This is a genomic window from Psychromonas antarctica (genome assembly GCF_022267535.1).
Classification (GTDB): Bacteria; Pseudomonadota; Gammaproteobacteria; order Enterobacterales; family Psychromonadaceae; genus Psychromonas; species Psychromonas antarctica.
Map to the genome: position 1 here is coordinate 1 of NZ_JAHNZV010000072.1, position 14,925 is coordinate 14,925.

Annotated in this window: 12 protein-coding genes; 9 read left to right on the forward strand and 3 right to left on the reverse strand. The window is 39.0% G+C overall.

Annotated features, from left to right (window positions below; all coding sequences use genetic code 11):
- Window positions 1-176 precede the first annotated feature (176 nt).
- From KSO91_RS12665 to KSO91_RS12680, 4 genes are all read left to right on the forward strand, one after another.
- Complete coding sequence (locus tag KSO91_RS12665) at window positions 177-2,087, forward strand: methyl-accepting chemotaxis protein (protein ID WP_238743364.1); 1,911 nt, start codon at window positions 177-179, stop codon at window positions 2,085-2,087.
- A 12-nt stretch (window positions 2,088-2,099) separates the two neighbouring features.
- The gene (locus tag KSO91_RS12670; RefSeq protein WP_238743365.1) at window positions 2,100-2,666 is read left to right on the forward strand and encodes a chemotaxis protein CheW; all 567 of its coding nucleotides are present in this window, start codon (window positions 2,100-2,102) and stop codon (window positions 2,664-2,666) included.
- 134 nt (window positions 2,667-2,800) lie between these two features.
- The gene (locus tag KSO91_RS12675) at window positions 2,801-3,613 is read left to right on the forward strand and encodes a CheR family methyltransferase (RefSeq protein WP_238743366.1); all 813 of its coding nucleotides are present in this window, start codon (window positions 2,801-2,803) and stop codon (window positions 3,611-3,613) included.
- Window positions 3,610-4,134 carry a hypothetical protein gene (locus KSO91_RS12680; protein WP_238743367.1) on the forward strand — a complete coding sequence of 175 codons (525 nt, stop codon included), beginning with the start codon at window positions 3,610-3,612 and terminating at the stop codon, window positions 4,132-4,134. Before KSO91_RS12675 ends, KSO91_RS12680 begins: the two co-directional genes overlap by 4 nt.
- 83 nt (window positions 4,135-4,217) lie before the next feature.
- Here KSO91_RS12680 and KSO91_RS12685 read toward each other — a convergent pair whose 3' ends face one another.
- Both KSO91_RS12685 and KSO91_RS12690 read right to left on the reverse strand, forming a co-directional pair.
- Window positions 4,218-4,394, reverse strand: a complete 177-nt coding sequence (locus tag KSO91_RS12685; RefSeq protein ID WP_238743368.1) for a hypothetical protein — start codon at window positions 4,392-4,394, stop codon at window positions 4,218-4,220.
- 96 nt (window positions 4,395-4,490) lie between these two features.
- Window positions 4,491-4,874, reverse strand: a complete 384-nt coding sequence (locus KSO91_RS12690; protein ID WP_238743369.1) for a bacteriohemerythrin — start codon at window positions 4,872-4,874, stop codon at window positions 4,491-4,493.
- A 575-nt stretch (window positions 4,875-5,449) separates the two neighbouring features.
- Between KSO91_RS12690 and KSO91_RS12695 the strand changes: the two genes are divergently transcribed.
- Complete coding sequence (locus tag KSO91_RS12695; RefSeq protein ID WP_238743370.1) at window positions 5,450-5,782, forward strand: YajD family HNH nuclease; 333 nt, start codon at window positions 5,450-5,452, stop codon at window positions 5,780-5,782.
- A gap of 104 nt (window positions 5,783-5,886) precedes the next feature.
- On the forward strand, window positions 5,887-7,341 hold the full coding sequence (locus KSO91_RS12700) for an HDOD domain-containing protein (RefSeq protein WP_238743371.1): 1,455 nt from the start codon (window positions 5,887-5,889) through the stop codon (window positions 7,339-7,341).
- Window positions 7,342-7,361: 20 nt separating this feature from the next.
- On the opposite strand, the gene KSO91_RS12705 is transcribed toward KSO91_RS12700, so the two are convergent.
- Window positions 7,362-8,213: a DUF2989 domain-containing protein gene (locus KSO91_RS12705; RefSeq protein WP_238743372.1), complete on the reverse strand. Its 852-nt coding sequence runs from the start codon at window positions 8,211-8,213 to the stop codon at window positions 7,362-7,364.
- Between the two features lie 73 nt (window positions 8,214-8,286).
- Between KSO91_RS12705 and KSO91_RS12710 the strand changes: the two genes are divergently transcribed.
- The 3 genes from KSO91_RS12710 (at window position 8,287) to KSO91_RS12720 (ending at window position 14,717) form a co-directional block, all read left to right on the forward strand.
- Window positions 8,287-8,559 (forward strand): YeaC family protein, encoded by a 273-nt coding sequence (locus KSO91_RS12710; RefSeq protein WP_238743373.1) that lies wholly within the window; start codon window positions 8,287-8,289, stop codon window positions 8,557-8,559.
- Between the two features lie 144 nt (window positions 8,560-8,703).
- The gene (glgX, locus tag KSO91_RS12715) at window positions 8,704-10,782 is read left to right on the forward strand and encodes a glycogen debranching protein GlgX (protein ID WP_238743374.1); all 2,079 of its coding nucleotides are present in this window, start codon (window positions 8,704-8,706) and stop codon (window positions 10,780-10,782) included.
- Window positions 10,783-11,393: 611 nt separating this feature from the next.
- A complete protein-coding gene (locus tag KSO91_RS12720) occupies window positions 11,394-14,717 on the forward strand; it encodes an alpha-amylase family glycosyl hydrolase (RefSeq protein WP_238743375.1) in 3,324 nt (1,107 codons plus the stop codon).
- Window positions 14,718-14,925: the final 208 nt, after the last annotated feature.

Consider the following 14,925-nt stretch of genomic DNA (forward strand, 5'->3'; position numbering starts at 1 on the left):
TTCATAGGTCAGTTGTTTATATGTTTTCATTGTTGCATCTCTTGCCGGAGAAAAAGCGATTAGCATATATTCAGCTGACCGTTTTTTCTACCTATTCAAGTTATGCACTTATTATTTGAATCCAAGTGTTTAAAAATATACGCTTAAGTACGCAAATAAGTGCAGGATATGGAATTGTGTTAGCACTTCTTATCGTTGTTTCGATGTCAGCCTATGTGGGGCTCAGCAACGCCATAGATGGGTTTAATAATTACCGAGAATATGCGAGGGAGGCTAATTTAGCTGGCCGAGTACAGGCTAATATGCTGCTTGTACGTCTTTACGCTAAAGATTATATCCTCAAGAATGATGATAATTCTATTCGAAATTTTAAAGAACGTTTTCAGGAGCTTAGTGACTTAGTTTCTGATCAGAGTAGTGAATTAAAAGATCCTGAATTAGTAACAAAAATGCGCTTAATCGTTGCTTCAATTAATGATTATGATAAGGCCTTTGATACAGTGACTGCTTATATGGCCCAGCGTAATAAGATACTCAATAGTACATTAAACATTCAAGGTGCAGTGATGCATAGCATTATAAGCGAGATTATGACGTCTTCTTTTAATGAGCAGGATTCTAATGCTGCATTTTATGCAGGGCAGGTTCAGGAAAGTTTGTTATTAGCCCGCCTATATGTTGTTAAATTTCTTGACTCTAATTCAGCCGAGGATGTCGCTATTGCCCACAAAGAACTTGATGGGGCGTTATTGGATCGAGTCAAAAAACTTGATCAACACATAAAAAATCCACAGCGTCGCGCCATGCTAGACAAATTTTATGCTGCTAGAGAAACTTATGCGCGCGCTTTAGATAGTATTGATAAAGCTATTATCGAACGAAATATAGTTATTGAGCAGGAACTTGATCGAATCGGGCCCCTTGTTGCAGCTGCTGCCGAGGATATTAAACTTGCGGTACAGAAAAAACAAAACGTCCTCGGTCCACTCGTAAAACAGCACAATGAAAAGACCAGCGCAACGCTAATATGGATATCAATTAGCGCTGTTTTGGTTGGGATTGTGCTAGCTTGGTTTTTAGTTTACTTAATTAAAAAACCGCTGGGTGGTGAGCCTTCTCAGATGGAGAGTATTGCAAGACGTATTGCTGATGGTGATCTAACCATTGATTTTAAAAATTCTGAGCATGCTACAGGTGTCTACGCAGCCATGAAAGACATGGTATCAAGTTTGAATAATATTATTCAGCAAGTGCGATCAGGTGCTGAAAATTTAGCCTCTGCATCTGAAGAAGTAAGTGCAACAGCGCAATCAATGAGTTCTTCTGCAAACGAGCAGGCAGCAAGCGTTGAAGAGACCAGCTCATCAATGGAACAAATGACCGCTTCAATTACACAAAATACGGAAAATGCAAAAGTGACCGATGGTATGGCGTCGCAGGCTGCCAAAGAAGCTATTGAAGGTGGTGATGCGGTTCAGCAAACGGTCTTGGCCATGAAACAAATTGCAGATAAAATTGGTATTATTGATGATATTGCTTACCAGACTAATCTATTAGCCCTTAACGCGGCTATTGAAGCGGCTCGAGCCGGAGAGCATGGTAAAGGTTTTGCTGTGGTCGCGGCTGAAGTACGGAAACTCGCTGAACGAAGCCAAATAGCGGCACAAGAAATAGGATCTGTAGCTTCAAATAGTGTTACCTTAGCAGAAACAGCAGGGCGACTATTGGGGCAAATTGTACCTTCAATCAATAAAACCTCTGATTTAGTGCAAGAGATAAGCGCAGCATCTGAAGAACAATCGGCAGGCGTAGGGCAAATTAATACGGCAATGGGGCAATTAAATACCATTACCCAACAAAATGCCTCAAGCAGCGAGGAACTTTCTGCAACAGCCGAAGAAATGAGTAGTCAAGCAGAGCAGCTGCAATCAGTAATAGGTTTTTTTAAGGTTGTTGTGCAGACAACAAGAAACGCATCTAACACTTATCAATCTAGCGCGACAAGTTCAATGAAGAAGCCGGTCAGATCTTCAGTGCCAGCACCTAAAAACAGATCATTAGATGAGTCCGAGTTTACTAAATTTTAAGGGTGGGTGGCTATGAGTTTATTAGTTAAATCTGTTGATGTAAAAGGAATCGCCGTACATGCGGGCAACTCTTCTGCAGAGGCAGAATGTGCGCAGTACCTCACTTTTTTACAAGGTGGAGAAATGTTTGCTATCGGCATTTTAGGCATAAAAGAAATTATTGAGTATGCAAAACTGACCACCGTACCGCTCATGCCTGAATTTATAAGTGGTGTTATAAATATTCGTGGTGCGGTTGTGCCTGTTATCGATTTATCTGCTCGTTTTGGTCGAGAAGCAACAGTAATAACCCGAAGAAGCTGCATCGTTATTATTGAAACTGTTAATGAAGAAGAAAAAATAGATATCGGTATAATCGTTGATTCTGTCTCTGAGGTGCTAGAAATACCGCCCTCAGATATTGAACCCGCTCCGCATTTTGGGACTAATATACGTGCTGATTTCATTAGTGGAATGGGGAAAATTAATGGTGAATTTGTTATCATCCTTGATATTAGCCGTGTATTATCCGTTAATGAAATGAGCTCACTTACCAAAACAGTTGGTGAGTCAATGTCTGACACAAATCGTTTAGAATAGTTTTTGCTTGAAAATAAAGCGTTTAATTGTGTTGTGTAAGTGGTTTTCTATTTGTACAACACGCATGTTATTTATGTTTTTCTTAAAAAAAAACAGATTACTGAGTTCAACTTAATAAATTAAGTATAAATAATATGAATTATTGTCCTATATCTATCAATGCAGCAGAATATCAAAAATTCAAAACTTGGCTGTACAATATCGCTGGAATTGATCTAAAAGAGACTAAAATAAAATTAGTTGAAGGTCGTCTAGCGTGCCGTTTAAAATATTATCAATTAGAGAGTTACACTGCCTACTTTAAAATGATTTCAAGCCCTAATGAGATCGCTGAAGCGCAAATGGCCATTGATTTATTAACCACTAACGAAACTTATTTCTTTCGTGAACCTAAGCATTTCGAGTTTCTTAAAAATAAGTTGCTAACTGATTCGACTAAAAGATCAAATTTTCGCCTTTGGTGTGCTGCCAGTTCAACGGGTGAAGAGCCTTATACTTTGGCAATGACTTTAGCCGAAAGCCTGGGCACAACGCCTTGGCAGATTGTAGCTTCGGATATCAATTTGCAAGTACTCGAAAAGGCACGCTCTGGTCATTACGCATTAGAAAGAGCGCACAACATTTCAAAAAATTTATTGCAAAAATATTGCTTAAAAGGATCGGGGTCGCAGCAGGGAACTTTTTTAATTCAACAAGTACTACGTGATAAAATACAGTTTAAACAAATTAATTTGATTAATGCTCTACCAGACATAGGTAAATTTGACGTCATTTTTTTACGCAATGTTATGATTTATTTTGATCGCGAAACGAGAATTCACGTCGTTAATAAAATCTTTGATTTGTTAAAACCTGGCGGCTATCTATTTGTAAGCCATTCCGAAAGTTTAGTGGGTATTAATAACCGCTTAAAAATAGTACAGCCCTCTATATTTATAAAATCATGAAAAATAGCAGCAATAAAATTGACATCTTTTTGCAACCAGGCGATTTCTATTTTGGCGGTAAAGAGATGCGTATTAGTACGCTATTAGGTTCGTGTGTTGCCATCACTATTTGGCACCCTCAACGATTAATAGGAGGCATGTGCCACTACATGCTCCCCACACCGCAGTTTAGAAAAGATCCTTTGCAACTTGATGGAAAATATGCAGAAGACGCTATGGCAATGTTTTTGCGCGAAATTAAGGAAGCAGGTACTGTTCCTTCTGAATACCAGACAAAAATATTTGGCGGCGGCAATATGTTTTCAAAAATATCAAGTAACCCGCACTGCACTCCCAATCACAGTACCTGTATTGACTCACACTCATGTAAGAATGTAGCCTGCAAAAACGCTTTAATTGCGCCTTACTTATTGCAAAAACAGGGGTTTAGCATTAAAAATAAAGATTTAGGAGGAATACAACACAGGAAAGTTATTTTTGAAATATGGAGTGGGGATGTATGGCTGCGTAAGGGAAGCTAGCCCCCAGTTTGAACAATCGAACAGAAAATGCACGAAGGAGTCGAATGGCCAAAAGCTGCGTTGACCCATATTAAGAGGTGGCCTTAGCCATCATTTTGTACTTTAATCGCTTCTGCAAATGCGTAATTATTTTTTCCTTCACGTTTAATATTGTACATAGGAGTATTTGGATCCATCAAAGTCGCTGTAAAAGGCGATGTTATTGCTATTACCGCAATTATTCCATAGGAAATGCCAAATAAATCAAAAGTGGAGGCCACAGAAAGCCCAGCTGAACGCATCTCGTTGCAACAAAGTGACAAGAAAGGCTATAACAAGATTATCATAATTTAAATAAAACATAAAAAAATTGAATTTTAGCGTTTAAAGAATTCCCCAATGTGAATATCTTCACCTATAATATGCACTATTAGCCAGCTCACTAGAAAATTATCTAATTTATCTCTTTTTGTTGGATCATTGAGTGCTTCTTTAGATTTTTTGTTCAGCTCTGTTATTAGCTGGTTATGTAATTCACGGTGCTGTTTATATTGCGGGTAGCAAATTTCTTTCATCAAAGATTCTTCAGCGGTAAAATGTTCCCTCGTGTATTTGTAAAGCTGCAACAATGATATTTGTAGCTGTTCTTTCAGATCCGATCGAAGAGTGTCATTAATCAACTTAAATAGAAATTTGTGCTGTTGATCTATTTCGTCAATGCCGATTGCATAATCATCTGTCCATGAAATATTTTTAGTCATATATACCTCTATTTTTGTAATGACACGCAGCAAATTAAAAATAATCAAATATTATCTATTTTTCTGTTACAGGTCTACTCATTGAACAATGAGAAAGCGTTAACGTTCACAGTTAACGTATTTTAAACCCGCTTTCCAACAAGGTTGAGGGTATGTATCATTTAGTCTTGCCATATATATGTTGAATTAAGCTTTTCTGCATTAAAAATTTTAAAGTAGTGAAACACTGATTTGCACTCGTTTTTTTCGGCCACTTCTGAGCTTATTGTTGAATGTGATGATGCTTTTTTAAATGTAGCAACATTAACGGTGTAGCATTGTTGGAATACCACTTGTTTTGTATTAACCACCGTTGGGCCGATATAGATTGAGGCTTACAGCTAGCGCTTAGTTGAAATGGAGTGGAGTGCATTTTACGATCATTCGCTGGTTATTGAACAACTTTGCTAACGCCAAGCTTAAGTATTGTTAAACTTGGAGAAGATCAATATGTTTTGCGAATTTTCTATTCACTACTGATGCTGTTACAGCTAATATATGGCCATATTTAAATAAACTCTAAATAGAGGACAACGATGGCGTATATTCCAAGTAATTATAAAAGAATGGAAAGTGATTATCGTGATAAAGCGTTAAAACTATTCCCTTGGGTTTGTGGAAAATGCGCACGTGAATTTGTTTATTCAAATTTGAAAGAATTAACGGTACATCATGTAGATCATGACCACAGTAACAACCCCGCAGACGGTAGTAATTGGGAGCTGCTGTGTATTTACTGTCATGATCATGAGCACGATAAGTATACTCAAGCTGACTTGTATGGGAGTTCGGTTGAAGCAGGTGATGAGCACCAAGCAAGTGCCACGTATAATCCTTTTGCAGACTTGATGAGTAAAATGAAAAAATAGATTAGAACACAGATAATACATGCGATGTCACTGTAATTGCTTAATTTGTAATGGGTAAGCAGCGATTAATCAAGAATCATTAATTACAGAGCAGGAATGTTCATATGCGTGAAAAAATAAAACGGCCACTAGCGCAATGGGTTGAGATTCTTGCTAAAAAAGAGTTACCTGCTATTACGTCAGTGGCGGGGATGCTCGATAAATTTTCCAATGACGATATTTCTTCAATACCACATTTAAGTAAAGCTATTTTGCATGATCAGGCGCTTTCGTCCTGCGTGTTAAAAGTGGCTAATAACTGTAATCGCACATCTTATAGAAAAATTACAACTGTTTCTCGTGCGTCCATTGTACTTGGCATCCAAACAATTAAAAATATTTGCTTAACATCAAAAATATTAGATGGGTTATTGAAAAGTAAAAATGTAGAGCCTGAAATTTATAACCGCTTAACGATGCTCATGGCCAATGCTTTTTATGCTGGATTATTAGCAAAAATGATGGTCCCTGATTATGATAAAAACACGCAAGAAGAGGTCTATTTAGCCGCTATGTTATACCATATTGGTGAAACATCTTTCTGGAGTAGCAATAGTGAAATGACTGGGCAATTAATAAAAGAAATTGATTTACCCGCTGCCCAATTTCAGGAATATTGTGCGTCAATGACTGGCGTTCACTTTAAAGACCTGAGCATAGGTTTGGCAAAAACTTGGCACTTAGGCGAGTTATTGATTAAAGCACTAGATCAACCTGAAAGTCGAACGGTTGAGATGCAGACCATTAGTTTGGCTAATCAGCTTAGCGCGGCGATTGCTGTACCCCCAGATAACAAAAGTGACTTGGATAAGATATTAAAGCGCATTAGTAAAATAATGGCAGTTGATATTAATCATGTGCAAGAACGAATTGAAGAAACGAGAAATTTAGCGATTAAGTTATTGAGTTCATATGGCGCATCGGTCTTAGAGCAGCATATAAAAATATTGCCCACAGAGTCAGACTATACTGGCCTGCAGGAAAGTTCTCCTGTAGCACAATTAACGCCTGAAAAAGCATTATTATTAATGCTGAAAACATTAACAAAACTCACTAAAAGCAGTAATAATATTAATGATTTTTTGACTTATACATTGCAGCAGACCGCAATCATTAATAGATTTGATCGCTGTACATTTTGGGTGTTAAGCCGAGATAGAAGTAAAGTTGAGTCGCGGACAACATATAATTGCCATGGACAGGTTGAAACCTTCCACAGCACAATTAGCCTCAATAAAAGCATGAATATGTTCAGTTATGTTTTAGAAAGGGATTGTACTGAACTGGTTAACTCTTATCGTGATCATAAATGGCGTAACTACATTACGCTTGAAATAGAGGAATTAATCGGCACCGGCGCAACCTGCTTTGCACCGGTTCAAATAGAGGGTAAGGCGATAGGGGTTATTTGCGCACAGGTTTTGGATAAATCAAAAAAAATCAGTGATGAGAGTTTTTCTCAATTTAGTTTTATTGTTGACCATCTTAACATGTGCCTAAGTATGATCGTTCGCCGTTGAAGTATTATTTATTGAGTTGGTTAATTTAGCCGACGCAATTGAGGGGCTTGTAAATGAAAAGCGCCTTCAGTAAGCTGTTGGTGATATTTATCGGCCATATCTTCTAAGGCATCTTCATTGAGTATCATTTTTTTCCCGTTTATTAGCCCTTTTTGTAAAATAAGATCTAAATTAATTGGAAACTCTTCTTCAGTGCTTTCCTCTTTTGCTATTAAAGCCCAAATATAGGCCTGTTCAAATTCCTTTTCTTGGTAAAAAATAGTCATCATTGAGGTAAATACATTTTGCGGCAGTGCAGATATTGATTTACTTTCTCTCAATGCTTTAAATAAAAGATCCAAGGCTCGTTGCGGATCTTCTTTAGAATAGATAGTTGCCAGCTTAGTTAATAATCTAATATCTTTTAAGCCTTTTTTATTAGCAGCCCTTAAAAAAACAGTCTTAGCTGCTAAGTCTTGATGATGAGTCCATAAAAAGTAGGCCAGATGAGGATCTTGCGTCCCTTTGGTTTCTTTTAGTTTAGCTTCCATTAAATTTTGTGCCGCTAGGTAGTTTTCCAGTCGCTGTGTTTTACGTTCTTTATTACGCGTAAACTGCATAAATAGCGTTAATTCAAGACAAGATTCGTAGCTATCTAGTTCTGTTAATAGTAAACGTGTATGGGCTTCATTTGGCTCTTTTTTATCTAGGTATCGTGCACGAATAAGGCTTGTGCGTTTATAACGACAATCCCCTATTTGATGTAGATCATCACAAATTTGAGGCTCTGATTCACAAATATCAGTCAAGCTGTCTGGTTGAAATGGCATACAGGCTAGTGTGGCGGATAATGTTACTAGTATAAGGCTGCATTTGAGTATCTTCGTTATCATAAGTAGTGTTATTCCATCAAATCAATATACTTAGCTGAAGTCTTGCATTGTAATACAACAAAGGGTGATATCTATGTCAAATTTAACTGAGTATGCAAAAAACATATCTCCGGTACTTTATGAGCAATTAAAACAAGCAATTGAAACCAGTAAGTGGTTAGATGGTAACTCTCTCAGTGAGCAACAAAAAACGCACTGTTTACAGTTGGTCATGGCTTATCAAAGTTTATTTAATGACCATCCAGATCACTTTAGTATCGCTAAAGGAGGTGATATCTACATGCAAAATAAAAAAGAGTTAAAGAACAAATTTTCGCATGTCGATATACATTTTTTGGATTTATAGCATTTATTATTACTGCTAGTCAGAAAAGACATAAATGCTTACTCTCGGAGTAATTAATCGTGCATTGCTTGTCGATCCTGTTGCTGTATGCAAATCAAGTCAAAGATCAGTTGCTATTTTAAATGAAAATTAAAGAGTGATTATATGACGAATTTTTCAAATTACGAATTATTGCCAGGAAAAACTCACCCTATTGGTGCAACAATTGAGGAGGAGGGGGTAAATTTTTGTATCTATTGTGATGAAAGAGCAACTGCCGTCGAATTACTTCTTTTTGGTCAACAAAATTCAATCGAGCCAGATCAGATTATCCGCTTAGATCCCTTGATCCATCGTAGTTTTTATTTTTGGCATGTCTTTGTGAAAGGTTTACCGCAAGGTACGCATTATGGCTACCGTGTAGATGGTCCTTATCAGCCAGAAAATGGTCTTATTTTTGATAAGGATAAAGTATTAATCGACCCTTATTCAAAAGGCATTAATCGACGTTTATGGAATAGAGTCGATGCAAGTAAACCTGGTTGCAATCTCCATACTTCGATGCGGAGCTGTGTAGTTAAATTAACCGATTATGATTGGCAAGACGATAAACCACTTAATCAGTTGCTTAATGAGAGCATTATTTATGAGCTAAATGTGGGCGGATTTAGCAAATCACCCACCTCTCAGGTGAAACACCCTGGGACCTATGCGGGTGTGATCGAAAAAATTCCCTATTTAAAAAAATTGGGCATTACTGCAGTAGAGTTACTGCCTGTCTTTGAATTTGATGATTCCGAAGTACGTTATGTTAATGGCAATGAGTTAGTTAATTATTGGGGTTATAGTACCATCAGTTTCTTTTCTCCCCATTCGGGATACTGCATTAACTCGGATGCAGGAAGCCATCTTGATGAATTTAGAGATTTAGTCAAAGCATTACATAAAGCCGATATTGGTGTCATTCTTGATGTCGTGTTTACGCATACCGATGAGGGTAATGAACAAGGGCCGGTTTATTCTTTTAAGGGACTGGCAAATGATAGCTACTATTTTTTAGTGGGAGAGAATAAAAAATTCTATTTTGATTATTCTGGCTGTGGCAACACCTTTAAATGTAACCATCCAATCAGTGAAAAGTTTATTCTTGATTGTTTAGAGTATTGGGTACGCGAAGTACATGTTGATGGGTTCCGTTTTGATGAAGGGACCATTTTGGCGCGTAGCGAAGATGGGGGGCTAATTGCTCATCCTCCTGTTGTGTGGGGCATTGAGCTATCGGAGCAACTGGCCGATACCAAAGTGATAGCTGAAGCTTGGGACGCGGGCGGCGGATATATGGTTGGCTCATTCCCAGGTCATCGTTGGGCAGAATGGAACGGTGTTTACAGGGATGATATTCGCGATTTTGTGCGTGGTCGAGCTGGCATGCTGGGTATTTTCGCAGATCGAATTACGGGCAGTGCTAATATTTATCAACAACAAGATGAGTTACCCAGTAACAGTGTTAATTTTATCAATGTTCATGATGGCTTTACCCTTAATGATCTTGTTTCTTATAACGACAAACATAATGAAGCGAATGGTGAAAATAATCGTGACGGTGTCGATGATAATCGCAGTTGGAATTGCGGCGTAGAGGGAGGCTCTACGAATGAACAAATCAATCGCCTGAGAAAAAAACAAATCAAAAATTTTGCCACTATCTTGATGTTATCAAAAGGCGTACCTATGTTCGTCGCTGGGGATGAAGTTTGTAGAACACAATATGGTAATAACAATGCTTATTGCCAAGATAATGCTATCTCTTGGTTTAATTGGGATGATTTAGATACGAATCAACCGATGTTACGGTTTTGGCAGAGGTTAATTGCTTTTCGTAAACGTCATCCGCGTTTCTTTCGTGATCGATTTTATGATGGGGAAATAAATCAGCGAGGACTGGCGGATATATCATGGCATGGTTGTGAACTCGGGAAACCTGGGTGGCAGGATAAGACAGGGTTAGCTTTAGCCATGACAATCGGCGCTCAGGAGGGCGAGGATATCCATATTATGTTTAATATGTACTGGTTTGCACTGGATTTTGAATTACCTTATATCGATGGCGAAAATTGGTACTGTGCGATTGATACATCATTAGCTTCCCCTTTTGATATTGCAGAAATGGGGGATGAGAGTTTACATAAAGGTAGTCGTTGTAAAGTTAGCGCTCGCAGTATCATTGTTTTAATTTCAAAGTAAGGAAAAATCACAATCACAATCACAATCACAATCACAATCATAACCGTGATTGTGATAGTGATAGTGCAATATACATAACATAGGTGCTTGGTTGTTAGCTGCCTTTTTCGACGTTGTTGTTGAATGGGTGTGCGGCTGGTGCGTCTGAACCAATGCCTACTGATTTGCTACCTTCTCATAAATTAGGGGGGAATCTTCTTCCCACGAAATACCAGCCCCAGCCGCACCGTTGTAGACAGTTTGTGCTAATCCCAACAGTAAGCCTTTAGACTTCATCATAGCAAATCCAATAATTTCCTATTCACCTATGTAAAATGACCATGCATGGTAGGTGCTTCTTGATTAAGATCTCAATTTAATGAGACATTTCACATGCAGTCTGATTATTAATCTAGAATAGTGCGTTAAATAATCAATCTAGAATTATTTCAGCAGGTTGATCTTTAATTACAAAGACTTACCTTTTGGTGGCGCGTGTTGGCGTTGCTCCGTACAGGACTTCTGTATAAGCCAATGTAGTAACAAATAGTAACCAGTATATTGCTACATTGGCGGTAAATCTGCATCAACCATGAGGGTTGCTGTCTAACTTAGTTTTAAAAGGAATTAAAATGAACAAAGCAATATTGTTCGGTTTGTTTGCGGTTTCATTGTCGGCTCAGGCTGAATGGGATTTTCGCGGCACACCTAATGACTGGGGTAATGCCCCGTTAGAGTATGTATCTGGAAGTCAATATCAAACCTGTCAAACCTTCGACAGTGATAATCCCCGCTTTAAAATAGATCGTTACGGCGATTGGACACAAGCCTATCCAAGTGCGGATTACACGGTTGCAGCGGGAAGTTATCTGATCACTTTTTTTAGTGACAGTAAAAATATTCAAGCAACAGCTGTTGATAGCTGTTTAACTAATCAAGCCCCTTTTGCAATTATCTCCCCAGCAAGCGCTCAAACTGTCGATGCAGGTACTAACATAACCTTTAGTGCAGCCCTCTCAAGTGATGCAGATGGCTCAGTTGCCAGCTACAGCTGGAGCACTGGCGCGACAACAGAATCGATTACGGTTACGTTTGCACAAAGTCAAACAATCTCACTGCAGGTGAGTGATGATCTAGGTGCTCTTAGTGCTATGGCCAGTGTCGATATTACCGTTGCCGGAGTACAACCGCCTGTCTGGTGTCTCCGTGGAACGCCAAATGACTGGGGACAAACTGCGTTACAATTGAGTGCGACGTCTGGTTTATACGAATTGACTCAAGCCTTTGCGGGAGAAGAAACAGTTGCTCGTTTTAAAGTGGCTGCTTGTACAACGGATGGAACTTGGGGAGAAAATTATCCTGCTCAAGATTTTTCGGTACTTGATAATACCAGTTACGTAATTAGTTTTAATGCTTCTAGCCATGAAATCAAAGCTGCTGAAATCACTATCCCATTAAAACCTGAGATGGTAATTACCCCTGCCAGTGGTGATTTTACGACAGATAGCCTCAGTGTTACATTAAGCTATAACGGCACAGCTATTACCGATAGCCGTTATCTAATCGGTGCAGGTGATGTGACACAGGGAACTGCTTTTAGTAATGGCGATACTATTGCAGTCGGTTCAGATATTATTACCGGTGAATCTGTTGCACTGCAAGTTTATGCTAAAAATGCACAAGGCAGTACATCACAGACCTATGTATACAATAAAGTTGAACACCAAGAAATTAGTTTTAGAGTCTGTGTTGAAGGATTAAATAATCCGTCAATTCACCACTGGGATGCTATACCAGTAGACTCAACGGCTGATTCTATTTGGCCGGGTAATGACATGACTGAAATTGCTGCTGGCTTATTCAGTTATACATTCACCAATACGGAATCAAGCCATCTGCTTTTCAGTGAACAGGGTAGTAACAAAACGGCTGATTTAACTCGCACGACTGATGGCACTTATCATATCGGAACGAGCAGTTGGACAGACGGTTGTTTTATTCCAACTAATGATGCATCAGTTAGCATTGATCCTAATGGAGGTACATTCTCAGGTTACAACCTAACGGTAACATTGCACGCAACAGGTGATGATGTGATAGGTGGTCGTTATACGATTGACGGCAGCGAGCCTGTTAATGGTATTACCTTTACCGATGGTACGGTTATTACTATTGGTGCGGCATTGACAATCGATCAGTCAATGCAAGTCTGCTTATACGCTGAAAATGCAGATAGCAGTGACAATGAATGTTCTACATTCACTAAAGTTGCGCCAGTAGCCGCATCTGATTTCACTTGGGATAATGCGAGTGTCTACTTTGTGATAACAGATCGCTTTAAAGATGGTAATCCTGCTAACAATAACTCTTACGGTCGTCCAAGCGTTGATGCCACAGGGAAAAACATTGGTACTTTCCATGGTGGTGATATTGCCGGTCTAACCGAAAAGCTCAATGCGGGTTATTTTACTGATCTCGGTGTTAACGCTATCTGGATAACAGCACCGTATGAGCAAGCGCATGGATTTGTTGGTGGTGGTAGTGATGGTGATTTTGCACATTATGCATACCATGGTTATTACGTTCAGGATTACACTAATCTTGATGCGAATATGGGAACGCCAGCCGAGTTTAAGCAGTTTGTTGATACCGCCCATAGTCAAGGCATCCGTGTTGTGATGGATGTGGTAATGAACCATGCGGGTTACAATACCTTAAAAGATATGCATGAGTTTAATTATGGCTCAACAACGGCGGGTGAATACTGGACACCTGGATCGGGTGAAAACTGGTTTGCTTACCACAGTAGCATTAACTATGATGGCGATGACTATAAATGGCTTAATTGGTGGGGTAAAGACTGGGTACGTGTAGGTCTTCCTGGCTATGATGCTTGTGGTGGTGATGACCTCACTAAATGCTTAGCTTTTTTACCGGACTTTAAAACTGAGTCTACTAAAGCGGTTGGTATTCCAACATTCCTAGCAAACAAAGCAACATTTGCTCAAGGCTACTTAAGTAATTACCAAGCACAAGGCACTAAACGTGTTCGTGATTGGATTACTGAATGGTTAGTACAATATGTTAAAGATTACGGTATCGATGGATTCCGCGTTGATACTGCAAAGCATGTGACTTATGACAATTGGTCAAATCTTAACTATCAGGCCAAAATTGCATTGAACGAATGGCGTCAAAATAATCCAAGTTTACCCGGTGCGGATTGGAATGATGACTTCTGGTCAACAGCAGAAGTGTGGGGACATGGTGTTGGTCAGTCAGATATCCATACATCTGCTAATTTTGATTCTGTAATTAACTTCAGTTTCAAAGGCACAATCAATGGCATGGTGAATAGCGCTGATACGATGCTTAACCAATTCGCCAGTTATGCAGGGCAAGTTAATAGCTCAACAGACTGGAACGTATTGAGTTATATATCAAGTCATGACACAGGTTCAGTTTATTACAATGGAGATGATACACGTCAAAAACGTGCAGGTACCGCGTTACTATTGCTACCAGGCGGCGTGCAAATTTTCTATGGTGATGAGCTAGGTCGTGTTAATGGTGATGGTGGCAGTGATGCTGATCAAGGTAGCCGTTCAAGTGTTGATTGGAGCAGAGCGAATAATGCTATCCATCAGCATTGGCAGAAAGTGGGGCAATTCCGTCGCGATAATCCAGCAGTAGGTGCCGGTCAGCAGACTAACCTTTCTGGACAATCAAGTGGTAAAGCATTTGCACGTAGCTGGATAAATCCTGTGTCAGGTGTCGTTAACAATGTAGTTATTGTACTTGATGGTGTTGGTCAAGTAAGCGTTAATGTTGGTGCTTATTTTGCTAATGGCAGCAGCGTACGTAATGCTTACGATGGTTCAATCGCCACAGTAAGTAATGGCTCCGTGAGCTTTAATGCCGGCACTGAAGGGTTAATTCTGCTCGAAGCGATGTAGTCTTAAAAAATGTATTAACTAATAATTACTTGTCTACTAACAATGCCGTTCATTTAATGTGAACGGCATTTTTTTTGCCTAAATAACTGATGTTACGCATTATCACTAAACTTTCATTTCGAAAACCGCTAAAGTAGAGCCATGAATAAAAATAAACAAATATTTGAGCTGTACATTGATTATCTTGTCACCTCATTCAGTTACACAA

Excerpts from the sequence above, each read along its gene's own strand:
- KSO91_RS12670 (WP_238743365.1), top strand. The coding sequence starts at position 2,100 with ATGAGTTTATTAGTTAAATCTGTTGATGTAAAAGGAATCGCCGTACAT.
- KSO91_RS12675 (WP_238743366.1), top strand. The coding sequence starts at position 2,801 with ATGAATTATTGTCCTATATCTATCAATGCAGCAGAATATCAAAAATTC.
- KSO91_RS12680 (WP_238743367.1), top strand. The coding sequence starts at position 3,610 with ATGAAAAATAGCAGCAATAAAATTGACATCTTTTTGCAACCAGGCGAT.
- KSO91_RS12690 (WP_238743369.1), bottom strand. The coding sequence starts at position 4,874 with ATGACTAAAAATATTTCATGGACAGATGATTATGCAATCGGCATTGAC.
- KSO91_RS12695 (WP_238743370.1), top strand. The coding sequence starts at position 5,450 with ATGGCGTATATTCCAAGTAATTATAAAAGAATGGAAAGTGATTATCGT.
- KSO91_RS12700 (WP_238743371.1), top strand. The coding sequence starts at position 5,887 with ATGCGTGAAAAAATAAAACGGCCACTAGCGCAATGGGTTGAGATTCTT.
- KSO91_RS12705 (WP_238743372.1), bottom strand. The coding sequence starts at position 8,213 with ATGATAACGAAGATACTCAAATGCAGCCTTATACTAGTAACATTATCC.
- KSO91_RS12710 (WP_238743373.1), top strand. The coding sequence starts at position 8,287 with ATGTCAAATTTAACTGAGTATGCAAAAAACATATCTCCGGTACTTTAT.
- glgX (WP_238743374.1), top strand. The coding sequence starts at position 8,704 with ATGACGAATTTTTCAAATTACGAATTATTGCCAGGAAAAACTCACCCT.
- KSO91_RS12720 (WP_238743375.1), top strand. The coding sequence starts at position 11,394 with ATGAACAAAGCAATATTGTTCGGTTTGTTTGCGGTTTCATTGTCGGCT.